The organism is Bradyrhizobium yuanmingense (assembly GCF_900094575.1).
GTDB classification, from domain to species: domain Bacteria; phylum Pseudomonadota; class Alphaproteobacteria; order Rhizobiales; family Xanthobacteraceae; genus Bradyrhizobium; species Bradyrhizobium yuanmingense.
In genome coordinates, this window is record NZ_FMAE01000004.1 from 170017 (window position 1) to 195322 (window position 25306).

Annotated in this window: 22 protein-coding genes; 11 read left to right on the forward strand and 11 right to left on the reverse strand. The window is 62.3% G+C overall.

The genetic code is table 11. The features are described from left to right. The first annotated feature begins 34 nt into the window (after window positions 1–34). Both GA0061099_RS14280 and GA0061099_RS14285 read left to right on the forward strand, forming a co-directional pair. A complete protein-coding gene (locus GA0061099_RS14280; RefSeq protein WP_141697606.1) occupies window positions 35–3769 on the forward strand; it encodes an NACHT domain-containing protein in 3735 nt (1244 codons plus the stop codon). Continuing rightward, window positions 3766–4287, forward strand: coding sequence for a hypothetical protein (locus tag GA0061099_RS14285; protein ID WP_074447858.1), 522 nt, complete (start codon window positions 3766–3768; stop codon window positions 4285–4287). Before GA0061099_RS14280 ends, GA0061099_RS14285 begins: the two co-directional genes overlap by 4 nt. Before the next feature lie 392 nt (window positions 4288–4679). Here the strand turns inward: GA0061099_RS14285 and GA0061099_RS14290 are convergent, their stop codons facing one another. Continuing rightward, entirely contained in the window at window positions 4680–5177 is a 498-nt protein-coding gene (locus GA0061099_RS14290) for a hypothetical protein (protein ID WP_074447859.1), read from the reverse strand. Window positions 5178–5243: 66 nt separating this feature from the next. Between GA0061099_RS14290 and GA0061099_RS14295 the strand changes: the two genes are divergently transcribed. Then, complete coding sequence (locus GA0061099_RS14295; protein WP_074447860.1) at window positions 5244–5885, forward strand: hypothetical protein; 642 nt, start codon at window positions 5244–5246, stop codon at window positions 5883–5885. Window positions 5886–6049: 164 nt separating this feature from the next. Here the strand turns inward: GA0061099_RS14295 and GA0061099_RS14300 are convergent, their stop codons facing one another. Next, on the reverse strand, window positions 6050–7138 hold the full coding sequence (locus GA0061099_RS14300) for a site-specific integrase (protein ID WP_074447861.1): 1089 nt from the start codon (window positions 7136–7138) through the stop codon (window positions 6050–6052). Between the two features lie 133 nt (window positions 7139–7271). Between GA0061099_RS14300 and dusA the strand changes: the two genes are divergently transcribed. Further along, window positions 7272–8264, forward strand: coding sequence for a tRNA dihydrouridine(20/20a) synthase DusA (dusA, locus tag GA0061099_RS14305; RefSeq protein ID WP_074447862.1), 993 nt, complete (start codon window positions 7272–7274; stop codon window positions 8262–8264). A gap of 105 nt (window positions 8265–8369) precedes the next feature. On the opposite strand, the gene GA0061099_RS14310 is transcribed toward dusA, so the two are convergent. From GA0061099_RS14310 to GA0061099_RS14330, 5 genes are all read right to left on the reverse strand, one after another. Continuing rightward, the gene (locus tag GA0061099_RS14310; RefSeq protein ID WP_036001607.1) at window positions 8370–8924 is read right to left on the reverse strand and encodes a TIGR02281 family clan AA aspartic protease; all 555 of its coding nucleotides are present in this window, start codon (window positions 8922–8924) and stop codon (window positions 8370–8372) included. A gap of 28 nt (window positions 8925–8952) precedes the next feature. Continuing rightward, the gene (locus GA0061099_RS14315; RefSeq protein ID WP_036022214.1) at window positions 8953–9156 is read right to left on the reverse strand and encodes a DUF1289 domain-containing protein; all 204 of its coding nucleotides are present in this window, start codon (window positions 9154–9156) and stop codon (window positions 8953–8955) included. 44 nt (window positions 9157–9200) lie between these two features. Continuing rightward, a complete protein-coding gene (locus tag GA0061099_RS14320) occupies window positions 9201–10796 on the reverse strand; it encodes a sensor histidine kinase (protein ID WP_036001601.1) in 1596 nt (531 codons plus the stop codon). Between the two features lie 162 nt (window positions 10797–10958). Further along, on the reverse strand, window positions 10959–12392 hold the full coding sequence (locus GA0061099_RS14325; RefSeq protein ID WP_249787251.1) for a sodium:proton antiporter: 1434 nt from the start codon (window positions 12390–12392) through the stop codon (window positions 10959–10961). Between the two features lie 117 nt (window positions 12393–12509). Beyond that, a complete protein-coding gene (locus tag GA0061099_RS14330) occupies window positions 12510–13382 on the reverse strand; it encodes an NAD(P)-dependent oxidoreductase (protein ID WP_036022216.1) in 873 nt (290 codons plus the stop codon). A 182-nt stretch (window positions 13383–13564) separates the two neighbouring features. On the opposite strand from GA0061099_RS14330, the gene GA0061099_RS14335 reads away from it, so the two are divergent. The 4 genes from GA0061099_RS14335 (at window position 13565) to GA0061099_RS14350 (ending at window position 17732) form a co-directional block, all read left to right on the forward strand. Beyond that, window positions 13565–14002 (forward strand): VOC family protein, encoded by a 438-nt coding sequence (locus GA0061099_RS14335; RefSeq protein ID WP_036001594.1) that lies wholly within the window; start codon window positions 13565–13567, stop codon window positions 14000–14002. A 53-nt stretch (window positions 14003–14055) separates the two neighbouring features. Beyond that, the gene (locus GA0061099_RS14340; protein ID WP_036022219.1) at window positions 14056–15192 is read left to right on the forward strand and encodes an Mrp/NBP35 family ATP-binding protein; all 1137 of its coding nucleotides are present in this window, start codon (window positions 14056–14058) and stop codon (window positions 15190–15192) included. Window positions 15193–15399: 207 nt separating this feature from the next. Then, window positions 15400–16488: a TRAP transporter substrate-binding protein gene (locus GA0061099_RS14345; RefSeq protein WP_036001589.1), complete on the forward strand. Its 1089-nt coding sequence runs from the start codon at window positions 15400–15402 to the stop codon at window positions 16486–16488. Window positions 16489–16643: 155 nt separating this feature from the next. Then, a complete protein-coding gene (locus tag GA0061099_RS14350) occupies window positions 16644–17732 on the forward strand; it encodes a TRAP transporter substrate-binding protein (protein ID WP_036001586.1) in 1089 nt (362 codons plus the stop codon). Between the two features lie 438 nt (window positions 17733–18170). Here GA0061099_RS14350 and GA0061099_RS14355 read toward each other — a convergent pair whose 3' ends face one another. Then, window positions 18171–18380, reverse strand: a complete 210-nt coding sequence (locus tag GA0061099_RS14355; RefSeq protein ID WP_036001583.1) for a hypothetical protein — start codon at window positions 18378–18380, stop codon at window positions 18171–18173. 252 nt (window positions 18381–18632) lie between these two features. Between GA0061099_RS14355 and GA0061099_RS14360 the strand changes: the two genes are divergently transcribed. From GA0061099_RS14360 to GA0061099_RS14370, 3 genes are all read left to right on the forward strand, one after another. After that, window positions 18633–19307 (forward strand): response regulator, encoded by a 675-nt coding sequence (locus GA0061099_RS14360; RefSeq protein WP_036001578.1) that lies wholly within the window; start codon window positions 18633–18635, stop codon window positions 19305–19307. 1 nt (window position 19308) lies between these two features. Then, window positions 19309–20682 (forward strand): sensor histidine kinase, encoded by a 1374-nt coding sequence (locus tag GA0061099_RS14365; protein WP_036022221.1) that lies wholly within the window; start codon window positions 19309–19311, stop codon window positions 20680–20682. 103 nt (window positions 20683–20785) lie between these two features. Further along, window positions 20786–21061 carry a ribbon-helix-helix domain-containing protein gene (locus tag GA0061099_RS14370; protein ID WP_036022224.1) on the forward strand — a complete coding sequence of 92 codons (276 nt, stop codon included), beginning with the start codon at window positions 20786–20788 and terminating at the stop codon, window positions 21059–21061. Window positions 21062–21436: 375 nt separating this feature from the next. On the opposite strand, the gene GA0061099_RS14380 is transcribed toward GA0061099_RS14370, so the two are convergent. The 3 genes from GA0061099_RS14380 to GA0061099_RS14390 form a co-directional block, all read right to left on the reverse strand. Next, a complete protein-coding gene (locus tag GA0061099_RS14380) occupies window positions 21437–22726 on the reverse strand; it encodes a M20/M25/M40 family metallo-hydrolase (protein ID WP_036022227.1) in 1290 nt (429 codons plus the stop codon). Window positions 22727–22995: 269 nt separating this feature from the next. Then, window positions 22996–24651 (reverse strand): TRAP transporter large permease, encoded by a 1656-nt coding sequence (locus GA0061099_RS14385; RefSeq protein ID WP_036001569.1) that lies wholly within the window; start codon window positions 24649–24651, stop codon window positions 22996–22998. A gap of 27 nt (window positions 24652–24678) precedes the next feature. Further along, window positions 24679–25260: a TRAP transporter small permease subunit gene (locus GA0061099_RS14390; protein ID WP_036001566.1), complete on the reverse strand. Its 582-nt coding sequence runs from the start codon at window positions 25258–25260 to the stop codon at window positions 24679–24681. Window positions 25261–25306: the final 46 nt, after the last annotated feature.

Below are 25306 nucleotides of genomic sequence, written 5' to 3' on the forward strand. Positions count from 1 at the left end.
GGAACCGAGAAGGGTCAACCGGTTCGAACCGATCTTGACTGGGCTGTCGGAAAGTTCGCTCGAGGTCGGCGCTTGGGCCGATGTGCTCCGCATCTTGATCCGAATTCGTCCGGAGACGGTCGCGTCGTTCATTGACCAGCACCGGGGCGATACGGATTTCTGGCTTGGCGATCGCGGGTTCGCGGTCATCGATGCCGTGGCTACTGTTCCCGCCGCGCTTTCCATCGTGAGGCAGCGGCAGGCGGACATACCATTGAGAGAGATGCTGGCATTGGGCCGGTGCGAGGTTCTTGCGCCGGCTATCGATCTTATATCGCCCGGCCGCGATCCCACGGATGTCGCCACGATCGTCGCAAGACTGCTTTCGACGATTGCGCGGTCCCCTCGCAGTTCGACCTGCAACGTCGAGCGAACCGCGCCGCTTCTTGATTCCGTAACCTCCCGAATTGGGGCCGATGCGGCCAAGGCCTACGCGGCCGCGTTGACGCAGGAGGTCGATCCGTACGCCGTGGCCGCGAACGACAACGCCCCCGGAATCGCGACCGTGAGAAACCTGCTGCAGTCGGCTCCCGCGACCCGGAGCGCATTCGCCTCGGACCCGAAGGAACTCGCAAGCAAGGCGGCGCGGGAAGAGGTGCACCCCCTTGCTGCCGCCCTTGTTCAATCGCTGCCGCCAGATCACGCCGTGCTTTCCGAACTTCGCCGGGTTCTGACGCCTGGAGCAAACGAGATCCTGACGGACTACTTGCTTCGCAATCGAAAAATCGTCCTGACCGTTTTGCGCCTGACCGCGCGAGCTGATGGCTGGACGAGTCGAGATATCTCGCAAGTCAGCGTGTTGTCGACGACAGAATCCGATGTCGATGTCGCCCGCGCGGCATTCGACGCCCTTATGCTGGCGGGATACGTTCCCGGTCTGACGGACACCTTCGACGCGATCGCGCGGCGGTTGCCGGATCCGTCGGGTGCGCCGGATGAGCGCGCAGTGAGAGCGGTCCGGGCGTTTACGCGAGCCGCGCATGAAACCCGGGACCGACCAAGCCTCTACAGCCGGGAGCGGTTGAACTGGCTCCTCGAACGTCTGTCGGTAGAAGGTCTGCGCGGCCGCGTCGTACGGGCCCTCGGGCTTCGCCCCGAAACGCTTGCGATCGACCCGCGCTTTCTTTCAGCATGGCTCGCGCAAGCCGTGCCTTCGAGGCGTGGCAGCACCATTGCCGTCTGCGCCGATGCGGCGACCTTGGGGCCTTTCGTGGACAATGGCCTTACGTTCCAAATGCTGGAGGCCTCGAATCAGAGCTATCAGTCAGAGGAGTGGTTGCCGGCCTGCGTGGCCTGGCTCGCGGGATCCACTTCTGCCGGCCCAACCGAAGCTGGGCAGATGCTTTGGCTTCTTTCCCTTCGGGACGGCAAACTCGCGACCGAAGAGGAACCCGCAAAGCAATTGGAAACTCTCTCCGGACTCTGGTCAATCTCGAAGCAGCGGTCCCTCGGTGATCTAAGCCGCCGGCGAATTGCCGCCCGTGCAGGGGCTCTCGCTCCTCGATTAGGGTGGAGCTTGACGGAAGTCACGTTGCTGAGACGTTGGGATTCGGAATTGTCTCGCGACTATCCCGACCAGGCATGGTCATTCCGAAAGGAATGGCTGCTCCGCGCGGTGTATCTGTTGGCCTTGGCCATTCCAGCCGCCATGCTCCTGCACTTGGCATTCTGGTCTGTCCTGCTCTTGACCTACCGCACCTCGACGCGCGTGCAGGCGCACGTCTTCTATAACCCGCTGGCCAGGAAGATTCTCGGCTTCGGTTACGTCGATATTTTGCTGATTTGGGTCGGGCCGCTCAGAAGAATTCTGTTCGCGCCCTTCGTCGATGCCATGCCCGGAGACATCGGACAAATTTCTTTCGGCGCCAAGGAGGGGCCGTACTACGCGAACTCGCTCGTGGTCAGGCTCGACCGGGCGGAGCTTGCGCGCGGGCTCAGGGATGCCGAGCGGGAAGCTCTGTCCGGTAGTCTTGACGCGGCGGCGCGACCGATCACGAGCGGTCTTGCGAGCTGGAAGGGACCGACATGCCTCTTCGGGCCGTCCGGACGCGGCAAGACCAGCTATCTACGGTACGTGCTGGCGGCCAATCCTCGGCAGCGGATTCCCTTTGTATATTTGCGCGCGGCCCAGTGCGGTAATGATGTCGCAACGGCGGTCTGCGCGCGATTTCCCGGCCTGGGCCGCGACGCGGACCTGATTATCTCTCTGATCCGCTCCGGACTGCTCGATATCTATATCGACGGCCTCAACGAAGTCGATCGGGAGCTTCAAGAGCGCATCGTGCGCTTCATTGTCGACTATCCGACCGCGAATATCTTCGTTACCTCGCAGGAGATTGGGGTTTCTCTGCCATCGAAGCTTGCAACCTATTTCCTTCTGCCTCTGACGAAGGCCCAGATGAAAGAGTTTCTGCTGAGCCGGGAGACTGCCCTGGACGCGACCGCGCCGCTTCGCGGCGAACACTATCGCGTGCGGGTCGAAGCCTTCCTGCAGGAATTGGCCGATGAGGTGGTGGTATCGGAACAGGTCGTGGCAGCAGAGCCCGCACAGGACGCCATCGTCACCAGTTTCCTCGCCACGCTTGCAAATCCGATGGATCTCGAAACGGCGGCTACGTTGCTCTCGCTCGATATCGATCCCGATCCATTTCGGCTCCAGGAGCAGCAATTTCGATTGGTGGACGAAGATTGTCGGACCAAGCTGAAGAGGCGCTTTCCAATCGATGCTTTTTCGACCGCCGCGCTTGCGGCGCGCGAGCAAGGAAAGGCAGAGATCGACTGGGCCTCGTTCGCGGAATATGTCGCCATTCTGGAGCAGCGCAAGCAGGTCAGACGTACCACCGTGGAGGTCGCGTCGGGCAAGGAATTGGTGGAGTACAGATTCCGTCACGACAAGATCGCCGACTTCTACCTGCATTTCGCCTTGTTACGCGCAGACTCAACCAAGCGCTTCTCATTGGCCGGCGACGACCGCTTCGCGGGGGTCTTCGACTATCTCGCTCGGGAACTTCCTGCGGAGGCTGCCGCTGAGCTCAAGGAGTATCTGCTATCGCGAGCACTAGACTCGAACGATCATCGGCTTAGTGATCGATTTCTGCAGCACTTGCGCTGGCGCTCGTTATTGACACGGGACACGCCGGATTGGATTACCAGATACGATACTCCCGAAAGCGTGAAGGCGCTGCGCGAGTTTGATCGTTTGGCCGAGCTTCGCGATGAGACCGAGGCGAAGATGCGGTCGGCGCGCACGGTGATCGAATCGTCCCGTCTGGCTAGCCGAATTTTGATCGCGAGAGATGCCGAAGCGCTCGAGAGTGCGGTAAGGGCTCTGTTCTTGAAGAGTGGTGCCCGCGAAATACCGACCCCGGGGGGAACTGCTCCTGTGTTCGATGTGCCCGGCTTTGGAGTGCTGGCTGTCATTTGCGTGGCGGGAGCGCGAGCGACGTCGACCATTACGCGGGCGGGGATAGCATCGCGCGCGTCCCGCGTGGTCGAAAAGAAGCTCGTCATTGTCAATCCGCAGCCCGAGCTGGATCCAGCTGAGCGTGATTGGTCGCAAGTCGAGGAATGGGAACGTCCTCTCAGGCGAGACAGCATCGTCGTGCTTCAGACGAGAGATCTCTATCGCTGGGCGCGAGTGGACGATGGATCATTGGAACGGAACCTGTGGCCGAGAGTGATACAGACGATGGCCGACAATACCGTCAGCGCCCCGGAGGAGGACAGATGAGAATTCTTTCGTCGATATTCATCGTCAGTCAACTGCTGCTGGCCTGCATTACCGCGGCGCATTCAGAAACCTTCCGCAATGCGTACATCTCCTTCGAGCTCCCTTCGGGTTGGACATGCGCTCTGGAGGAGACGGAGTGGGTTTGCTCTGATGTGACGGAAAGCAAACAGCGAACCGCCATCATCATTCTGACTGCGAAAGAACGCGGAGACACGGACAGGTTCGATCTCTACGAAGACCATCTCTCGACGTCCCGCCCTTTGATGGACAGTAATGGTCTGCCTACGGGTCGTTCGTCGAGCGTCGAGTTCGTCAAGCGCGAAACGATCGGAGACAGGGTGTGGATCCATGGAAGGCAGTTCGAATCGGAAGTGCCAAGTTTTTACACGGACTACTTCGCAACGGTGGATGGCCGCATAGCCATACTCGTGACGTTCTCGGCCCATCGGCAATTCTTTCAGCGCGCATTTGACCGCTTTTTTCCTAGCATGGTGACAATTCGATCCGAATATCGCTAGAGGCTGATGTCGCCGACGCCGCCGGTCGCGGAGTGCGTTCTCCTCCCATTTGAGGGGCGGACAAGCGAGCTGCCCAGAACATTACCAATACTTGTCGCTTCTGACATATCCTGTGTCAGTTGGCTCACTCACATTTGCATATCGTTCCCGACATCGTGCTCGAGCATCCCATTGTAGGTGTGGATCGAGCTATGGGCGTGGCGTTGACGCGCAGCGCCTATAAAGAACGACTGTTCATCCTTCGTCCACCGCATCGCCCGGGCAGGACTCCGAGGAAGATCCCCTGCCGGAAGATGCGTCGTACCCTCAGGTCACACGTGAAGCGTGCAAGACGAAAGAGGGTTAGAGCGGACGGAGGACGAGTTGAAAGATCCAGAAATGCTCGAGGTTTTTCAGCCTACGTTCATTTGGGCCCACCAGATCAGCGTTAATGTCACCTCTGATATGATGGCAGCAACATTCTCAACTTGTGCAGCCGACATGTGGTGAAGCTGCGCTTTGAATTGTGGGCGCTGCTTGACGACGGTCACCGCCGTCCCAACCTTGCCTTTCTTGCGACCGAGATGCCACTGTCCGTGAATTACATCGTCTCTCTTTTTTCGTGCTGAAGTGGCGTCGTCGATGATTGCGATCAGTTGCTTCCGAAGGGCAGGCTGGTCGTGCAACAGCAGCTTGGCGCATTCTCGGAACAGCTTCGCTCGCCGGTCGAATGACTGGGGCATCACCTTGGGTACTATTTTCTTAGCATCCGGATGCCTGAGTAGCCGGCCTAGCAAGATATCGAACTCGATCTCTAGCACCGCCCATTGGGCGGCCACATGTCCGATGGCGCGCAGGGTCGCGTCATCTATCAGGAGTTGGACGCTGGGTTTTTTGGGAGGCTTTGTCATGCGCGTCTCTGAGGGTATGCTTTCCACGCCAAGCGGCGTGGTGGCAAAGAGGGACCATGTTTGCAGATGGAAAAGAAGATTAAAGCGCGGGTTCAGAAGTCGAAACGCGTGTTCGTCCACAACGACCTCTCCCAGGCCGCGATGTACCACGCTGGTGTCATTCAGGAGAAGCTGGGTAAGGGCTCGCGCGACGCTATCATGTACGACGGTATGGCCTGCGCGGTCATGGTGGCCTTCACGTTCGAGGCCAACGTCAACTTCATAGGCTTCGAACTCAACGAGGCCGGCAAGCTTCCCGATTGGAAGGAGCGCGAATCCTTCATGGAGAAGCTGAAGAAGGTGTTTGGTGCGCTTGGCATCCCGGTCGAACTGGACAAGCGCCCGCTGAAATCCATGGAGCGGATGAAGAAGCTTCGCGACACCCTCGCTCACGGTAAGCCGGTCTATGCCGAATACGACGAGGTTCTGATAAGAGCGCCGGAGGAAATCGACCTTTTCGGCGGCGGAGGTTTGAGCGCTGGCTGGGAAACGGAGTGCAAGCCGGAGGTGGTCAAGCAAGCGAGGGAGGATCTTGAGGATCTGTGGAAGCTGATGATCCAGAAGTCCGGTCTTAACCTTTGGGACACGATGACCAGCGGCGACGGCGGCATTACGTTCATCGAGCACGTAGACCCGAGCGTTCCATCGACAGTACCCGTCCGGAAATGACGCGCAGATTCGCGGGCGCACAGAGGCGCCCCGCGTGCTTTTGAGTGACTCTCCGTGAAATCCGCTTTTTATGTGAGCGCAACGACGCTCAGTGAATTCGGCCAATGGTGGTGAAATTAACCTGAGTCTCGCCGAATGAACTCCGTATCAATTTGACGGACACCTCACGCCAACATCTTTATGAATTCTTCCATTGACGGCTGCTGGGCGTACTGCAGTTTGAGAAGATCTTCCACCTTGAGGTTGGTATAACGTTGGAGCTGCCGCCAATCCTTGTGCCCGGTGACCAGTGCCACCTTTTCGATTGGAAGTCCCGCTTCGAACAGACGGCTCGTTCCCTCGTGACGCAGATCGTGGAAGTGCAGGTCTTCGATCTTGAGTTCATCGCATGCCCGGGTGAATGCCGCACTTACGGATCTATGGTTATGGGGAAAGACTCGTCCATAGCCTCGAGTCACAATCCGCTGCTGAAGCACGACTTCCCACGCATCATAGCCCGTTAGGTTGAGCAAAGGCACTTTCTGGTCATTTCCATCCTTATTCCTGGGGTCCTTTCTGTCCTGGATGACCACCAGTCGCTTTTTCATGTCCACCAGCGGCCACTCGGGTTTGCAGATCTCTTCCTGGCGCAATGTCGTTGCGACGGCAAATCTGACGATGCGCCCCATCGGTATGAATTGCCGACGGTTCGTCTCGAAGTATTCAATTAGCTCGTCGAGTTCGTCTTGTGTGGGCCGTCGGTCACGCTCCTTGCTCTTTCCAACCAAATTGAGGTGGCTTAACGCGACGCGCGCGAGGCGGGCTTCTTCGGCTGAAACCTCGATGCCATGCACAGCGGCCGCGTGGGTTATGATGGTTCGGATGAAAGATAAATCGATCGCCAACGTCGCTGGACCAGCGCCTTGCTTGGCCCGCTTTCTCCCAAACTCGATCAGCCGCTCTCGATTGAGCGCCGGCAGCTTCACACTACCGAGCTCAGCCTTGAGCGACGCCATCACAGCAGCCTTTGAACGGCGAGGGGGCTTTCCGACATCGCGCATGTCTTCGTCGTGCAGATCAATCAGATCGCCAAATGTGCGAACGTCTCGCACCACGCGTGGTTTGGACGATCCATTGCGGTCAATGTTGCGCTCCATCTCGAGCGCCCATTCTTCGCCGTCCTTGCGCCGCCGGAAAGTCTCGGCCACATAACGGTTCTTGCGGCGGACTTGAACGCGCCAGTTTCCCGATCCCAATTGAGTGAAGGTCGCCACGCGTGTGCACTCCGGCTTTCGTGTGCACTATGTGTGCACCGGGAGGTCAAAACGGGTACAAACGTGTGCAAATTCGGCTAGTTTGGAGTGCACACGTTCTTCTTCCATCCCATTGAGAGGATAGGATAAACGATTGAAATATCAAGACTATCGCTTTTCCGTGGCACCCATGATGGATTGGACCGACCGGCATTGCCGGGTGTTCCACCGTCACCTGACGCGGCGGGGATTGCTCTATACCGAGATGCTGACGACCGGCGCGATCATTCACGGCGACCGGGTGCGGCTGCTTGGGTTCGACGCGGTCGAGCACCCCGTGGCGCTTCAGCTCGGCGGATCGGATCCGCGCGAGCTCGCGGCGGCGGCACGGATCGGCGAGGACTTCGGTTATGACGAGATCAATCTCAATGTCGGCTGCCCGTCCGATCGTGTGAAGGATGGCCGTTTCGGCGCCTGTCTAATGGCCGAGCCGGAGCTGGTGGCGAGGTGCGTCGACGCGATGAAGCGCGTGGTCGCCGTTCCCGTCACGGTGAAGTGCCGCATCGGCATCGATGATCAGGATCCGGAGGTCGCGCTCGATGCGCTCGCGCGTGCGGTGGTCGCCGCGGGCAGCGATGCGTTGATCGTGCACGCCCGCAAGGCCTGGCTCAACGGCCTGTCGCCGAAGGAGAACCGCGATATCCCGCCGCTCGACTATGATCGCGTCTACCGGCTCAAGCGCGCGATGCCCGATGTGCCCGTCATCATCAACGGCGGCGTTCGGAGCATCGACGAGGCAAAGGCGCATCTTGCCCATGTCGACGGCGTGATGCTCGGCCGCGCCGCCTATCAGGAGCCGTGGCGGCTGCTCGCGGTCGACCGCGAAATCTTTGGAGGGCCGGCGCCGCACGCCACCATGCAGGACGCGCTCGAGGCGATGATGCCCTACATCGAAGAGCAGCTCGCGCACGGCACGCGGCTGCACGCGATCACGCGGCATTTCGTCGGCGCATTTCATGCTGTGCCCGGCGCGCGTGCGTTCCGCCGGCATCTGGCCGAGCAGGGTGTGAAGCGCGGCGCCGGTCTCGACGTGCTGCGCGAGGCGATTACGTGTGTCGGGGCCCGCGCGCCGGCTGAGGCGGCCTGAATGAGCGGGAGCATGATCCGGAAAAGTGCGCAGCGGTTTTCCGAAAAGATCATGTTCAAACAACAGCCTAAAGCGCGAGACGATTCATCCTAATCGCATCGCGCTTTAGTCGACCGCCGTACGCGCGCGGCGGGGACTGCGCTGCTGCTCCGGATACCCTGTCAGCATCAGCGTGTCGGCGCGCACGCCCCAGCTTTCCAGCCGGTCGAGGAAGCTCATGCCGAGCAGATTGGTCTTCATCTGGCCGCGCTGCACGACGAGGGCCGGCACCGACTTCTCGACCAGCTTGCCGACGGCGAGACGGTCGAGCGTGAGCCGCGCTGCCTTGGTGTGGCCGCCTGCGGTCTCGAGATCGACGTCGTATTCAAGCATCTCGAGCGGCAGCCCGATCGCCCTTGCGGTTTCCCAGGTCAGCACCACCGACGTCGCGCCGGTATCGATCACCATCGGCGCAGTGACGCCGTTGATCTTCGCGCGCAGCGTGAATTCGCCGCCCTGGCCACGCGGGATCTGCACGGCCGGCGCCGGGGAGGCGGCTTGTGCGCGAAAAATATGCGAGACCTTGTGGCTGGCGCGCGCGATCTGGTCGGGATCGCCATAGGCGACGACGGCACCTGCCGTGCCGGCGAGCATGATCAGGACGAGCAGGAAGCGGATCATCGCGCGCCTCCAAGGGCACGCAAGCGGATCAGACGTGCTTTGGGGATCCAGCGATCGGCACTAGTCCGGCTTCCGTCATGCGCTCCGGCAAGAGGGCCATGATCGCGCGCCGGTCCGCGCTCTCCATGGCGTGCCAGCGTGCGATCTCCGGCAAGGTGCGGCCGCAGCCGAAGCACAGCTTGGTCTTGGGATCGATCATGCACACGGCGACGCACGGCGTTTCTTTGCTCATACGGACATAGTGAGGGATGATCGGGCATGTCTGCAAGCATCTCGTTAAGAGCCTGTGCCGGCACTCATGATCGGCTTGTGCCGCGGCCGACGTTTCTCGTCCGGCACGACGGAGCTCTCCGGCTGGAGCGGTGGAGAATCGTCCGAGAGTGGGGCAAGCGCGCTCATCACGCGCTCCGGCGGGAATGTGACGATCACCTCGGTGCCGATGCGCAGCTTCGATTTCAACGTGAACGTGCCACCGTGCAGGTCGATCAGGTTCTTGGCGATCGGCAGGCCGAGGCCGGCGCCCTGTTCAGCCGACTTGATCGAATTGGAGCCCTGGCCGAACGAGGCGAGCACGACCGGGATCTCGTCCTCGGGTATGCCGGAGCCGGAATCCCTCACCGAGAGATATTGTCCGCCGGAGGCGGTCCAGCCGGCCTTGAGCCAGATCTCGCCGCCCTGCGGGGTGAACTTGATCGAGTTGGAGAGCAGGTTGAGCACGACCTGGCGGATCGCGCGCTCGTCGGCCCAGAGCCGCGGCATCGCCTGCTCGAACACTTCGTGGATGGTGATGCCGCGGCTCGAGGCACGCAGCTTCATCAGATGATGGCAATCGGCGACGATGCCGACCAGGGACACCGCCTCCTCGTTGAGCTCGTAACGGCCGGCTTCGATCCGTGACAGATCGAGGATCTCGTTGATCAGGTTGAGCAGGTGCACGCCGGAATTATGGATGTCGGCGGAATATTCCTTGTAGACCGGTACCGCATGCGCGCCGAAAATCTCGCTCTTCATGACCTCTGAGAAGCCGAGGATGGCGTTCAGCGGCGTCCGCAGCTCGTGGCTCATCTGCGCGAGGAAGCGCGACTTGGCGACGTTGGCGGCTTCGGCGCGGTGGCGCGCTTCGTCCGAGATTGCCTTGGCCTGCTCCAGCTCGCCGATCAGCGCGTCCTTTTCCGCACGTGCTTCCAGCGTGGCGAAGGTGGAGGAGTGCAGGCGGTGCGCCAGCAGCACGAAATAGCCTTCGGCGGCGAGCGACAGCGCTGCCAGGATGTAATTGTCCAGCGATCCGGTCGTCACGAAGCTCAGCGCCATCGCAACCGCGACCGGCGCCGTGGCGGCGAGGGCTGCGATCGGCAGATTGGCCGCGAGCATGCTCGATACTGCGATCACCAGCAGCATCAAGAACATCATCAGCGTTTCGGTGACCATGTCGAGCACGGGATGGATCAGGATCGCCATCCAGCACAGGCCATAGAGCAGGTCGAGCACGACGAAGCGCGTCCGCCATGCGCGTGTCGCGGCCGGAGAGGCGGGCTCGGTCAGGAAGCGCCGGCAGCTGCGGATCATGGCGCTGTGGATGCAGAGCATGCCCGCGGTCCAGGCCGCGGCCGGGATCGGCTGCATCCATAGCCCGAACAGCACGCCGGTCGCCACCACCAGGAGCATCACGACATAGGAGGCGGACAGCCGGGTCTGGGCGTATTGCCGCAGCATCTCGGCGTCGAAAGCCGGCCGGGTTCCACTGGTCGACGTTAACTTGTCGCGCGCCTCGCGCACCCGCTGCGCCGCAGCCCTTCGGCTGCTCGCCGATGGCGCGCTCACCGGCTCGGCCGGAAGCTGCACGACCTCGGGCTTTTCAGCGGGGTTACTCATCAAGCAACACGGATTCCTGCCCACGCCGGACGCGGGCTTTCTGCATTGTCTATCTCTGGCAAGAAATCCTTAAGAGCTGACTTAAGGAGCTAAAGAATTACGTTAACCGAACGTTAATTCATACGCAGTCCGGGCGGCCGCTTTCATCAACCCGCGCTTCAATCATCTGAAGAAAACGAGCGTGACCAACCCGAAGACCGGCAGCAGCAGGACGGAGGTCCAGGCCATGTATCCGAAGAAGCCGGGCATTGCGACACCACTCGCTCGGGCAATTGCGTACACCATGAAATTGGGCGCGTTGCCGATGTAGGAGTTTGCGCCCATGAACACCGCACCGGCGGAAATCGCGGCAAGGGTCAAGGCGCCGTTCGTCATCAGATGCTTGGCGTCGCCTCCGGCAAGTTCAAAGAAGACCAGATAGGTCGGCGCATTGTCGAGAAAGGATGAGAGCAGGCCGGTCAACCAGAAATATGCAGCATTGTTCGGCGTGCCGTCTGCGTTGGTGACCATGTTTACGACGGAGGCAAACGCGCCGGATTTGCCGGCGTTGAGAATCGCGAGCACGGGAATGATGGTGATGAAGATCGCGGCAAACAGCTTTGCCACTTCGATCATCGGGCCCCAAGAGAAGCCGTTCGCGTCGTGGTCCTCCTTCGAGGTGACGGCGAGAGATGCGAACACGACTCCGATCATCACGGCATCGCGCAGGAGATTCTGCACCTGGAGATGCGTGCCGAGAACTTCAAATCCGCCGAGGTCGAGCTTGGCACTCAAGAGGATCGCAGCGATGATGACTCCCATCAAAGCGAAGTTGAGGCCGCCGCTGATCCGCAAGGGATTGTCCGGAGTTGGGTCCGGTTTGACGCGGCCTTCCTTGCGATAGAGATAAGTATCGATGCAAAAGAACAGGGCGAGCAGAATCCAGGCCGCGAACGTGGTCTGGGGAAGCAGGTGTGTCGTCGTCCAGAAAAAATCCACGCCGCGCAGGAACCCCAGAAACAACGGGGGATCTCCAAGGGGGGAGAGCGAACCGCCGATGTTGGACACCAGAAAGATGAAGAAGATCACGACATGCGCGTTGTGCCGCCGATCGTCATTGGCGCGGATCACCGGTCGGATCATGACCATTGAGGCGCCGGTCGTGCCGATGACGCTCGCGATCAGAGTGCCGAGAGCGAGCAGCAGCGTATTCAGGACGGGGGAGCCGTGAAGATTGCCGCGCACCACGATTCCGCCGGCGACGGTAAACAGGGCGAGGAGCAGCAGCATGAACGGGACGTATTCGAGCAGCGCCGTGTGAACGAGCGCTTGGACGGTTGGAAGCGGGCCGTACCAGATTGCAAGCGGCAGCGCGATCAGGGTGGCCCACATCGCGGCAATCTTGCCTTGGTGATGCTCCCAGAAGTGAGGCGCGGCGAGCGGAAATATGGCGATCGAGAGCAGCATCCCCGCGAATGGAAGCGCCCATTGCGGGCCAATGCTGGCACCATCGAGCGATGCGGCAAGCGCCTGCGAAGGTGATGCCAGCAGGGCCAGGAGCGCGACCGGGAACAGGCGCGCAACAACAGCAAGGACGGCGGCGATCACGTTAGGCAAGGCTTCCCCCCGGAAGTCTATGATTGTTTCGGTCGGCGCGCTTTACGGAACGCCGTCGCGACGGATGTCGCGACGACGTTCAAAGCCGGCTACGCCGAACCAGGCCGCAACAGAGCGTCAGCGTTGCAGGCGTGCGAGCAGGCTCGACGTATCCCAGCGCTTGCCGCCCATCTTCTCGACCTCGGAATAAAACTGATCGACGAGCGCGGTCACCGGCAGATTGGCGCCGTTGCGGCGGGCTTCGGCCAGCGCGATCGAGAGGTCCTTGCGCATCCATTCGACCGCGAAGCCGAAATCGTACTTGTCCTCGTTCATGGTCTTGTAGCGGTTCTCCATTTGCCAGGACTGGGCGGCCCCTTTCGAGATGGTCTCGATCACAGCGGCGACGTCGAGGCCGCTCTTCTTGGCGAAATGGATGCCCTCGGAGAGGCCCTGCACCAGACCGGCGATGCAGATCTGGTTGACCATCTTGGTCAACTGGCCGCTTCCGGCGGGCCCGAGCAGCTTGCACATCCGCGCATAGGCGCCCGTGATGATCGGCTCGGCGCCGGAATAGGCGTCCTGCGCGCCGCCGCACATCACCGTCAGAACGCCGTTCTCGGCGCCGGCCTGGCCGCCGGAGACGGGGGCGTCGACGAATTTGAAGCCGGCCTTGGTCGCGGCTGCGTCGAGGTCACGGGCGACCTCGGCGGAGGCAGTGGTGTGGTCGACGAAGGTCGCACCCTTCTTCATGCCGGCGAAGGCGCCGTCGGGGCCGATCGTGACCGCGCGCAGATCGTTGTCGTTGCCGACGCAGCACATCACGAAATCCTGACCCTCGGCGGCGGCCTTCGGGGTCGGTGCGGTCTTGCCGCCGAACTTGTCCGCCCATTCCTTCGCCTTCGCCGCGGTGCGGTTGTAGACGGTGACCTCATGGCCCCCTTTTTTCACGAGGTGTCCGGCCATGGGGAAGCCCATCACGCCAAGACCTAGGAAAGCGACTTTAGCCATAGTGGTACCTTGTCCGTAGTTCGGGTTTACGGTTCTTGCCAAGCGAGGGATGCCTGGGTTCCGCGGTGAGGGCGGACCGGAGGCGCACCATAAACCCTTGAGGCCAGAGGGCAACGGCTTCGTTTGGCGGCCTGCCGTGCTAGGGTGGCGACCCAAGGACTTCAAAACAAGGGAGCGAGAGCATGGGCGGCGTGAGCGTAGGCGTCCTCGATCATTTCAACATCCGGACCCGGAATCTGGCCGAGACCGTCCGCTTCTACGAAGACGTGCTGGGCCTGGAAAAAGGCGCGCGGCCGAACTTCGCCTTCCCGGGCGCCTGGATGTACAGCGAGGGCAGGCCGGTGGTTCACCTCGTCGACATTTCCCCGACCGACGAGCCACAAAAGCCGGATTCCGGCGTTGTCCACCATGTCGCCTTCGCCAGTCGCGGCTTTGACGGTATGAAACAGCGGCTGGCGTCAAAGAAGATCAAGTTCGAGGCCCGCCAGGTGCCCGGTGGCGATCTCTGGCAGATCTTCGTCCACGACCCCAACGGGGTCATGATCGAGCTGAACTACGAGGCCGCCCTGGAGCAGGGGGCGGCGCCGGCCGAAAAGGCGGACGATATCGGCAGACAGTAGCCTTTTGGGCGTTTCCGCTCTAATGGGGCATCCTCAACTGCAGGAGATGCGCTTTGAGCGTGACGCAGCAACAGGTTCTCGATAGCCTCGCCAGGGTCCAGTCGCCCCGCGGGGTCGCGCTTCCCCATGCCAATGTGCTGAGCGCGATCAGCGCCTCCGACGGCAAGGTATTCTTCTCGATCAATGTCGACGCCGCCGAGGCAAGAGCCTGGGAATCCGTCCGGGCCGAAGCGGAAGCCGCCGTGCGCAGCATTCCCGGTGTCACCACCGTCATGGTGGCGCTGACCGCCGAGCGCAAGCCGGGCTCCGCGCCGCTGCCACCCCCGCAGCCGAGCCGCGGCGCGCCCGGCGTGCAGCCGGCCCATGCCCACAAGCCGCCCCAGGGCGGGGGGTCGCCGATGGCGCGGCAATCGGAAATTCCCGGCGTTGCCGCCGTAATCGCGGTCGCCTCCGGCAAGGGCGGCGTCGGAAAGTCGACCACGGCGCTCAATCTGGCGCTCGGCCTGCGCGACCTCGGCCTCAAGGTCGGGCTGCTCGACGCCGATATCTACGGCCCCTCGGTGCCGCGCCTGACGGGCCTGCGCGACAAGCCGGAGCTGAACGACGAGCGCAAGATGATTCCGCTTCGGCGCTTCGGGCTCGCCATCATGTCGATCGGCTTCCTGGTCGAGGAGGAGACCGCCATGATCTGGCGCGGCCCGATGGTGATGTCGGCGGTGACGCAGATGCTGCGCGACGTCGAATGGGGCAAGCTCGACGTGCTGGTCGTCGACATGCCGCCGGGCACCGGCGATGCCCAGCTCACGCTGGCGCAGAACGTGCCGCTCAAGGGCGCCGTGATCGTCTCGACCCCGCAGGACCTGTCCCTGATCGATGCACGGCGGGGGCTTGCCATGTTCAAGAAGGTCAACGTGCCCGTGCTCGGCATCGTCGAGAATATGAGCTACTTCCAATGTCCGCATTGCGGCACCAAGTCGGATATTTTCGGCCATGGCGGGGCGCGGCACGAGGCCGAGAAGCTCGGCGTCCCATTCCTGGGCGAGATCCCCCTGCACATGGCGATTCGCGCCACCTCGGACGCCGGCAATCCCGTGGTCGACAGCGAGCCGGACGGCCCTCATGCGGCGATCTACCGCGCCATTGCCGGCCAGGTCCGGGACCAGCTCAAGGGTGTCATCGCCGCGGCCTGAATGGGGGGCACCGCGGCAGGCTCCGGGGCATGCGACTTTCGTAGAGCCCCGTCATGTCATTGTCGCGTTCCGAAACCGGGCTGGCCGTGTTAAAGGCCCCCCGCAGTCAAGCCCCTTCGGTTCGACGCGACCTCAACGCGTCGCCGGAACGAGCGGCGGCAAGAAGAGAAGTCAAGGGGAAACGCCCCAGCAAGGAGAGACCTGAAGATGAAGCGTCGTGATTTTCTCAAAGTGTCGGCAGCAGGCGCGGCGGCGACCGCGGTGGCCTCGCCGGCGATCGCACAGTCCTCGCCCGAGGTGAAGTGGCGCCTGACTTCGAGCTTCCCGAAGTCGCTCGACACCATCTATGGCGGCGCCGAGCAGGTGGCGAAGTACGTCGCCGAGATGACTGACAACAAGTTCCAGATTCAGGTGTTCGCCGCCGGCGAAATCGTCCCCGGCCTCCAGGCGCTCGATGCGACCTCGAACGGCACGGTCGATATGTGCCACACCGTCTCGTACTATTACGTCGGCAAGGACCCCACCTTCGCGATCTTCGCCTCGGTGCCGTTCGGCCTCAACGCGCGTCAGCAGAATTCGTGGCTCTATCAGGGCGGCGGCAACGAGCTCGCCAACGAGTTCTTCAAGAAGTCGAACGTGATCGGCTTCCCATGCGGCAACACCGGTACCCAGATGGGCGGCTGGTTCCGCAAGGAGATCAAGACCGTTGCCGACCTCTCCGGCCTCAAGATGCGCATCGGCGGCATTGCCGGCCAGGTGCTGCAGAAGGTCGGCGTGGTGCCGCAGCAGCTCGCCGGCGGCGACATTTATCCCGCGCTGGAGAAGGGCACGATCGACGCCGCCGAGTGGGTCGGCCCCTACGATGACGAGAAGCTCGGCTTCGCCAAGGTCGCCAAGTACTACTACTACCCCGGCTTCTGGGAGGGCGGTCCGACCGTCCACGCCTTCGCCAACCTGGAAAAGTTCAATGCGCTGCCGAAGAGCTACCAGGCGATCCTCACCAACGCGACGGCGAACGCCAACAGCTGGATGGCTGCGCGCTACGACATGCAGAACCCGGCGGCGCTGAAGCGCCTGGTCGCCGGCGGCACCCAGCTTCGTCCGTTCACCAACGAGGTGCTGGAAGCCTGCCTCAAGGCGACCAACGAGCTGTGGGCCGAGGTTTCTGGCAAGAACGCCGACTTCAAAAAGGCCATTGACTCCATGCAGGCCTACCGCTCCGACGAATATCTGTGGTGGCAGGTTGCCGAATATACCTACGATAGCTTCATGATCCGCTCGCGCACCCGCGGCTGATCTACGGCTTAGGTCGTAAGACCACTAGCCCGGCCTCCCCAGGAGGCCGGGCTTTTTCTTTGCGATCGGGATGGCATTCGGTCCCGTGATGCTCCATTCTGTCGGCAAGCCTCGCAAAGAAGGCTCCACAATTAGATCCATCAGGGTAGGAAATCATGAAGAGAAGAGACTTCATCAAGGTCACAGGACTTGGTGCGGCCGGCGCCGCCACGCTCGCGGCTCCCGCGATCGCGCAGTCGATGCCGGAAATCAAATGGCGCATGCCGACGAGCTGGCCGAAATCGCTCGACACGCTGTTTGGCGGCGCCGAGATGATGTGCAAGATGGTTGCCGAGGCGACCGACAACAAATTCCAGATCCAGATCTTCGCGGCCGGCGAAATCGTGCCGGGCCTGCAGGTGCTCGACGCCGTGCAGAACGGCACCTGCGAGATCGGCCACACCGCGTCCTATTATTATTTCGGCAAGGACCCGACCTTCACCTTCGGCTCGGCCGTGCCGTTCGGTCCCAACATGCGCATCAACCAGGCCTGGTACATGCTGGGCGGCGGCCGCGACGTGCTCAACGAGTTCTACAAGAGCTACAACGTCGTCTCGCTGCTCGCGGGCAACACCGGCTGCCAGATGGGCGGCTGGTTCAGGAAAGAGGTCAACACGCCCGACGATCTCAAAGGCATGAAGTTCCGCATCGGCGGCTTCACCGGCCGCGTGCTCCAGAAGCTCGGCGTGGTGCCGCAGCAGCTCGCCGGCGGTGACATCTATCCGGCGCTGGAGAAGGGCACGATCGACGCCGCCGAATGGGTCGGGCCTTATGACGACGAGAAGCTCGGCTTCTACAAGATCGCGCCGCACTACTACTACCCCGGCTGGTGGGAAGGCGGTCCGATGCTGATGGCTTTCGTCAACCTCGACAAATGGAACGCGCTGCCGAAATATTACCAGAGCGTGCTGGAGCAGGCCGGCCACTACGCCAACAATTACATGATGGCGCGCTACGACAACGCCAATCCGCTGGCGCTGAGGAAGCTGCTCGCGGGCGGCACCAAGCTGCACGCCTTCTCGCCCGCGATCATGGATGCCTGCTACAAGGCGGCCAAGGAGCTGCACGCCGAAGTCGCTGCGACCAATCCGAACTTCAAGAAGGTGAACGACTCGCTCGCCAAGTTCACGAGCGACGGCTATTCCTGGTTCCAGGTGGCCGAGGTCGGCTACGACATCTTCATGGCGCGGCGCTCGCAGAGCTGATCGCGTCCCGATCGGATGCGGCACGCCCCGGAGCGAAAGGCTCCGGGGCGTTGTCGCTGCTGTTGGGAGGGCGTCCAACCAAAACATCGAAAACAACCCCATGCACAGTAGACCGGGGCAGCGATATCAATGACTTGACTTCGTTACCACGAGCGATTGCGAAATTACCGAAATTTTTGACCCGTCGGGCAAAACAGTGGTAGACATGCATCATCGCCCGATCCGAAATCGTGGCGCTGAACGATGCCCCCGATGCGCTTCGATCCCGATGAAATTCAAAGAGCGCTGCGCAAGGCCTGGTCGATGTCCTTTTCCGTTAGTGCCGGCGCGCGTCGTAATGGAAAGGTCCGCGCGTTGGGGCAAGCTGAGTCTTAGCAGCCGAGCTTAGTTGCCGCCAGAGGCGGACCATCGGTCGGCTGCCGAGCATCGGAAGCGCGGCTAGCGAACGACGCCTGCTGCGTCTCTTGCGCTTGGCATGAGCCAGTCGAGCCCGAGCAGGGCAGCTTCGAGAATGACGAAGGCGACAATTCCGCCGATCCAGCCGAAGAACACGATCGAAAAGGTGCCGAGCAGGATCGCGCAGAAGACGTCGGCGAGCACCTTGCAAATGCGGAAGGCTTGGTCTTCGCCAGATGGAAAATACGACATCGGGCTCCTCCAGGCGCTCATCCTGAGCGCTTGGATTTAACGACACGCCAAAACGAATGTTCCGTGGGTCAATCTTCGGCCGGCGATGATCATGTGGTCGATGACCGGGTTCATGCGCAGCGCTGGCTTACACTGACCTGACAAGGAGAGGCTATTCGGCGCTTTTTCGCTGGCCGCGGCGCCCCGAATGCTGGAAAAGAGCGCAGATGCGGCGCGAGCGGTGCGGTATCAGGAACGTCCAGCGGATATGCGATGCGGCTTCTGATCGTCGAGGACAATGCCGAGCTGTCGCGGCTCGTGGCCGGTGGGCTGGCCGCAGCCGGCTATGAGAGCGACATCGTGGGCAGCGCGGCCGAGGCGCGCGAGGCGGTGAACAGCGTCAGCTATGCCGCGATGATCCTCGACCTCGGTCTGCCCGATGCCGACGGCCTGTCGGTGCTGCGCGAGCTGCGCCTCAAGATGGAGCCGCTGCCGGTGCTGGTGCTGACCGCGCGCGGCGGCTTGCAGGACCGCGTCACCGGCCTGCGCAGCGGCGCCGACGACTATTTGGCAAAACCGTTCGCGATGGAGGAGCTGGTGGCGCGGCTGGAGGCCATCCTGCGCCGCCCCGGCCAGTTGCTCGGCCGCTCGCTCACTCTCGCCAACCTCGTCTACGACACCGAGAGCCGGCAGATCTTCGTCGACGACCAGCCGCGGATCATCTCCGCGCGCGAGACCTCGGTGCTCGAGATCCTGCTGCGCCGGCAGGGGCGGGTGGTACCGAAGAAGAACGTCGAGGACCACATCTTCGGTCTCGAAGGCGACGTCGCCTCCAATGCGATCGAGGTCTACGTGTCGCGGCTGCGCAAGCAGCTGACTGAACACGGCGCCAAGGTCGTGATCCATACGATCCGTGGCGTCGGCTATCTCATGACCGAGGAGAAATAGCGTGCCCGCCGCGGGCCGTGCCGGATCGCTGACCTTCAAATCGCTGATCTCGCGCATCGTGTTTCTGCACATCGTCGCGGTCGCGATGGTCGCGATCTTCCTGCCGCTGGTGTTGTTCTGGCTGCTCAACTCCGAGATCGACCAGCTGCATCGCGATGCCATGCGCGCGCAGGCCGAGGTGCTGGCGGAGCGCATCGTCGCGCAGCCGGACGGCACGTTGACCTTCAACCTGCCCGACAGCCTCAAGGGGCTCTATTCGGACGCCTACGGCCGCTACCAGTTCGACATTCGCGATGCCGACGGAAGGTTGCTGTTCTCCTCGCACCGGCGTTCCGCCGCGACGGCGCCCTCCCGTTTCTCCGACACCGTCTCCGGCGCCAGCGTCACGCGAGACGTTGCCGGCAAGACGGTGGGCATCCAGGTTGCCGAGGATCTGGCCCACCGGGACGTCATCATCGACGATATCGTCTCGAACTTTTTTCGGCGGGTCGGGTGGATCACCGTCCCGATCCTCCTGGTCCTGCTTGCCATCGACATCATCATCTTCCGCCGCGCGATCGCGCCGTTGTGGAAGGCCTCCCAGGAGGCCAGCAACATCGGCCCTGCACGCACCGACATTCGCCTGCCGACCGAGCAGATTCCGCGCGAGATCGTGCCGCTGGTCACCGCCGTGAACCAGGCGCTCGACCGCCTCGAGGCCGGCTTTCGCGTGCAGCGGCAGTTCACGGCGGATGCCGCGCATCAATTGCGCACGCCGCTGGCGATCCTGCGCACGCGGATCGAGACGCTCGGCGACGGCGCGGAACGGCGGGCGCTGCATGCCGACATCGAGGCGATGAGCCGGATCGTCGCCCAGCTGCTTGAGATCGCCGAGCTCGACACCCTGGTGCTCGATCCCGGCGAGACCGCGGATTTGCGCGCCGTCTGTGCCGAGGTGGTCGGCTCGATCGCTCCGTTCGCGATCGCGCAACGCAAGGACATCGCGCTGAAGGGCACCGACGCACCGGTCCTGATCCACGGCAATTCGGAGATGCTGCAGCGCGCGGTGTTCAATCTTGCCGAAAACGCCATCAAGTTCACGGCGGAGGGCACCACCGTCGAGGTCGAGGTGGGGGAGGACGGTTCGGTGCGGGTGCGCGATTCCGGCCCGGGGATCGCGGAGGCTGAGCGCGAGCTGATCTTCCAGCGCTTCTGGCGCGCCGACCGCCGGCGCAGTGACGGCGCGGGGCTGGGGCTCTCGATCGTGCGCGCCGTGGCGGATGATCACGCCGCCACGGTGTCGGTGGAGAACCTGCCCGGCGGCGGTGCGGAGTTCACGCTGCGGTTTCGGCTGGCGGACAAGGTCACGATGGAGGAGGAACTGGCCCGGCAATGACAATGCACCTTTTCCCGTGCGCGGAGCAGGGAGGCCCGGATGGCGCTTGAGGTATGTATGACACTGTCATATCTTGCGTTGTAGAGCACTGAAGGGGAACCACATGCGGACCAGCAAGCCGATCACCGTGACTCTTGGCCCGCAGCGCGCGAGCCTGGAAGCCCGCCTGAAGTCAGGCGAATATGCCTCTGCCAGCGAAGTCATGCGCTCGGCCCTCCGCGCCCTCGATCGTCAGGATGCCGCGCTTGACGAATATCTGGCCGCCAAGGTCCAAGCTTCGGTCCAGGATCCCCGCCCAAGCGTTGCTGCGAGTGACGTTTTCAAGCGCCTGCGGACTCGTCACGCCAGAAACGTGAAGGCAGCCAAGCGTGGCACTTAAGGTCGTATTCCGACCGGAGGCGGAGGCCGATCTGGTCGGCCTTTACGAGTACATCGCAGAACGTGCCGGCTACTGAATTGCAGGCGGCTATATCGACCGTATCGAGAAGGCATGCATGGCTCTCGCCACCTTTCCCAAACGTGGGACCAGTCGCGACATCTTCTTCCAGGTCTGCGTACCGTCGGATTCGAGCGGCGCGTGACGATCGCGTTCCGTGTCCTGAAGACAGAGGTCGAGATCGTCACAATCGCATATGCCGGACGTCATTTCGAAGACGATCTCTGAACGCTTCCTGTTCCTGACGGAACAGCTTCGCTCGGTCTCGTTCGCCGTGGAGAGCGGCAAGCCTGAAAGTGAAACGCGGCGACCGAGCCGCTATTTCAGCTTGCCGGTGGACAGGTCCATGATCATGCGTGTCGTCAGATACAGCCGCGGCACGATGCTGCCCATCTGCACATATTCGGCATCGTTGGAGTGCGCGCCGAAGGCCGACAGGCCCATGCCTTCCACCACGGCTCCTTTGGATTGCAGCGCGGCGAAAGCCGCGTCGGTGCCGCCGCCGATGGCCTTCTCGTCGACCTTGAGGGATAGTCCGATCTCCCCATAGATCGTCTTGCCATAGGCCGCCACCCGGCGCGAGGCCTCACTGGGTTCGAGCGGCGGGCGCCGCACCTCGAACTTCAGCTCGACTCTGGAATCGGGCAGCAGGCGATTCTTGATCTTGTCCTGCAGCGCCTTCTGCAACTCGTCGAAGTCGGACACCTTGAGGGCGCGCGCGTCGGCCTGGGCCGTCGCCTCGGCAGGGATCACATTGCGGTTGGTTCCGGACTTGGACACCGTCCAATTCAGCTTCAGGCCCTGCTCGGGCTTGGACAAGTCCTTCATCTGCAGCACCTGGTGCGAGAGCTCGTACAGCGCATTCACGCCGCCTTCGGGCCGTGCGCCGGCATGTGACGACTTGCCATGCACGGTAAGATAGGCCGAGCCGATGCCGCTGGTGGCGAGGCGCAGCGTGCCGTCGGTGCCGCCGCCTTCGAACGAGAACACCACGTCCTGATCCGAGGCGAGCTTGGTGATGGTGCTGCGCCAGCCGGGCGAGGAGATCTCCTCGTCGCCGTTCGTGAGCACCGTGAGCGTGCCGTAATCCCTGAAGTTCAGCTTCTGCAGCAATGCTACGGTATGGAGAATGAGCGCGATGCCCTGCTTGTCGTCGGCAATGCCGAGCCCGTAGGCCTTGTCGCCGTCGATGCGGAACGGCTGGTCCTTCAGCATGCCCTTCAGGTACACCGTGTCCATGTGGGCAATCAGCATGATCTTCTTGGACCCCGTGCCCTTGAACACGGCGTGTACGGCCGGCCCGATCTTTTCGGGGGTGTCGTCGAGGCGATAGATGTCAGTCGGCTGCAGGATCTCCACCGTGCCGCCGAGTTGCTTGAGCTGACCGGCAATGCGCTCGGCGATCTGGTTCAGGCCTTCGATGTCCTTGCTGCCGGATTCGATGTTGACGAGATCGCGCAGCGTGTCGAGCAGCGGCTGCTGTTCCTTCTGCGCCAGCGCATGGACGTTGGCGACCGGCTCGGCGTGCACCAGCGTTGCGGCAGATGCCAGCCAGAGTGAGGCGATCAACGTTCCAAAGAACGTGGAAGCGAGGTGCGATCGGGGCATGAGCGGACAGTCCTTCGGTTGAAGAAGGAGCCGATATGCCTGTGTTCGCGGCGCTTGTCACGCGGCCGTGCTGCACCCTCTCCCCTGGTGGGAGAGGGCGGCTTCGCGATAGCGAAGCCGGGTGAGGGGTTGTCTCCGCGAGTCCGACGGCGAGTAAAATGCGCGGAGAGAAACCCCTCATCCGGCGCGAACTGCGTTCGCGCCACCTTCTCCCACAAGGGGAGAAGGGAAGAGGGTGTGGGCGCTCGCTGCTAGAACCAGTTGTCGCACTACTTCTGCGGAGGGCCGAGATCCAGCGGAGGCAGCTCGATCTGCGGCACCTCGATCTTGATCGTGCTGGGATCGATGTTCGTCTGCACGCCCTTGTAGTGCATCACCATCGACGGGAACGCGATCACGAGGCCGACCATGATGATCTGGATGACGACGAAGGGCACCGCACCCCAATAGATCTGGCCGGTGGTGACGGGGTCCATCCGCTTGCCAGTGACCCGATCGGTGTATCGCTCCTTCGGCGCGACGGACCGGAGATAGAACAGCGCGAATCCGAACGGCGGGTGCATGAACGAGGTCTGCATATTGACGCCGAGAATGACGCCGAACCAGATCAGGTCGATGCCGAGCTTCTCGGCGGCCGGTCCCAGTAGCGGGATCACGATGAAGGCCAGCTCGAAGAAGTCGAGGAAGAAGGCCAGTACGAATACGAGCGCGTTGACGAAGATCAGGAAGCCGATCTGGCCGCCCGGCAGCGATGTGAGCAGGTGCTCGACCCAGACGTGACCGTTGACCCCGTAAAAGGTGAGCGAAAAGATGCGGGCGCCGACCAGGATGAACACGACGAAGGCCGACAGCTTGGCGGTCGATTCCGTGGCCTGCCGTATCAGGTCCCAGCTCAGCCGCCGCTTCACGGCACCGAGAATGAGGGCGCCGGCGGCACCCATCGCACCGCCTTCGGTCGGCGTGGCGATGCCGATGAAGATCGTGCCCAGCACCAGGAAGATCAGGAACAGCGGCGGCACCATCACGAAGGTGGTCTGCTGCGCCATCTTCGAGAGGAAACGGAATCCGGTCAGCTTATCCACCACCCAGTTCAGCACGGCGACGGCGAATGCGAAGATGATGCCGTAGAACATGCTGAGCACCACGTAATCGGCGCCACGAGTGCTGGAATTGCGCATCATGAGCCATCCGAATGCGCAGCTCGCGAGGAACAGCACACCGAGCGATACAAGGCCGCGATCGCCGTTCTCTTCGCGGAAGCCGATGGCGTCCTTCGGCAGGCCGGGCGTCGCCTTCGGCCAGATCATGCTGACGAGGAAAGCGTATCCGGCGTAGAGGGCGGCAAGCACGAGGCCCGGGATGAAGGCGCCTTCGTACATGTCGCCGACGGACTTGCCGAGCTGGTCGGCCATCACGATCAGGACGAGGGAGGGCGGAATGATTTGCGCGAGCGTGCCGGAGGCGGCGATGACGCCGGCGGCCACGCGGCGATCATAGCCATAGCGCAGCATGATCGGCAGCGAGATCAGGCCCATCGAGATCACGGACGCCGCGACCACGCCGGTGGTCGCAGCGAGCAGCGCGCCGACGAAGATCACGGCATAGGCGAGGCCGCCGCGGATCGTGCCGAACAGCTGGCCGATCGTGTCGAGCAGGTCCTCGGCCATGCCCGACCGCTCCAGCACCAATCCCATGAAGGTGAAGAAGGGGATCGCGAGCAGCGTGTCGTTGTTCATCACGCCATAGACGCGCTCCGGCAAGGCCTGGAGGAAGTCGGGGTGAAACTGGCCGAGCTCGACGCCGATGATGGCGAAGAACAGGCCGACGGCGCCGAGCGAGAATGCCGCCGGATAGCCGAGCAGCAGCATGACGACCAGCGATACGAACATGATGGGCGCCATATTGGCGATGATGAATGCGGTCATGGATTCCCCCTACACCGTCGCCAACGGCTACTTCTTCTCGATCGCTTCAACGAGATGCTCGACTTCCGCTTCGAGCGCCGACACCTGCGATTCGTGCGGGTCCGGTATCAAGCCGCGCATCACCGCGATCCGCTTGATCAGCTCGGAAATGCCTTGGACCAGAAGGAAGGCGAACCCCACCATGATCAGGGCTTTGGCGGGCCATTGCGGCAGGCCGCCGGCATTGCCGGATTGCTCGTTGATCTGGAAGGAGCGCAGGAAGAACGGCACGCCCGTGACGATCATGACGATGCAGATCGGAATGAGGAAGAACACGTGACCGACGATGTCGATGACGTTGCGCGCCTTCTTGGGCATCGTGTTGCTTACGATGTCGATGCGGATGTGCTCATTGTCGAGCAGCGTCCAGGGCGAACAGAGCAGGAAGACGATGCTGAACAGCACCCATTGCAGCTCGAGCCACGAATTGGACGAGGTGTCGAACGTCTTGCGGATGATCGCGTTGACCGCCGAAATGACAACGGCGAGCACGATCAGCCACGCAATACGTTTGCCGGTCCAGCGCGTGAACGCGTCGATCCTGCTGCTCAGCTTAAGGAGCGCTTGCAACGATAGGTCCTCCCCCGATTGTGCCCCGGCCGTCTTGACTGCGCCG

What these genes read in the sequence shown, in the direction of transcription:
- GA0061099_RS14285 (WP_074447858.1), top strand. Translation starts at nt 3,766, where the DNA reads ATGAGAATTCTTTCGTCGATATTCATCGTCAGTCAACTGCTGCTGGCC.
- GA0061099_RS14320 (WP_036001601.1), bottom strand. Translation starts at nt 10,796, where the DNA reads ATGAGTAACCCCGCTGAAAAGCCCGAGGTCGTGCAGCTTCCGGCCGAG.
- GA0061099_RS14355 (WP_036001583.1), bottom strand. Translation starts at nt 18,380, where the DNA reads ATGTCGTATTTTCCATCTGGCGAAGACCAAGCCTTCCGCATTTGCAAG.
- GA0061099_RS14345 (WP_036001589.1), top strand. Translation starts at nt 15,400, where the DNA reads ATGAAGCGTCGTGATTTTCTCAAAGTGTCGGCAGCAGGCGCGGCGGCG.
- GA0061099_RS14385 (WP_036001569.1), bottom strand. Translation starts at nt 24,651, where the DNA reads ATGACCGCATTCATCATCGCCAATATGGCGCCCATCATGTTCGTATCG.
- GA0061099_RS14350 (WP_036001586.1), top strand. Translation starts at nt 16,644, where the DNA reads ATGAAGAGAAGAGACTTCATCAAGGTCACAGGACTTGGTGCGGCCGGC.
- GA0061099_RS14310 (WP_036001607.1), bottom strand. Translation starts at nt 8,924, where the DNA reads ATGATCCGCTTCCTGCTCGTCCTGATCATGCTCGCCGGCACGGCAGGT.
- GA0061099_RS14380 (WP_036022227.1), bottom strand. Translation starts at nt 22,726, where the DNA reads ATGCCCCGATCGCACCTCGCTTCCACGTTCTTTGGAACGTTGATCGCC.
- GA0061099_RS14290 (WP_074447859.1), bottom strand. Translation starts at nt 5,177, where the DNA reads ATGACAAAGCCTCCCAAAAAACCCAGCGTCCAACTCCTGATAGATGAC.
- GA0061099_RS14370 (WP_036022224.1), top strand. Translation starts at nt 20,786, where the DNA reads ATGCGGACCAGCAAGCCGATCACCGTGACTCTTGGCCCGCAGCGCGCG.
- GA0061099_RS14360 (WP_036001578.1), top strand. Translation starts at nt 18,633, where the DNA reads ATGCGGCTTCTGATCGTCGAGGACAATGCCGAGCTGTCGCGGCTCGTG.
- GA0061099_RS14330 (WP_036022216.1), bottom strand. Translation starts at nt 13,382, where the DNA reads ATGGCTAAAGTCGCTTTCCTAGGTCTTGGCGTGATGGGCTTCCCCATG.
- GA0061099_RS14295 (WP_074447860.1), top strand. Translation starts at nt 5,244, where the DNA reads ATGGAAAAGAAGATTAAAGCGCGGGTTCAGAAGTCGAAACGCGTGTTC.
- GA0061099_RS14335 (WP_036001594.1), top strand. Translation starts at nt 13,565, where the DNA reads ATGGGCGGCGTGAGCGTAGGCGTCCTCGATCATTTCAACATCCGGACC.
- GA0061099_RS14315 (WP_036022214.1), bottom strand. Translation starts at nt 9,156, where the DNA reads ATGAGCAAAGAAACGCCGTGCGTCGCCGTGTGCATGATCGATCCCAAG.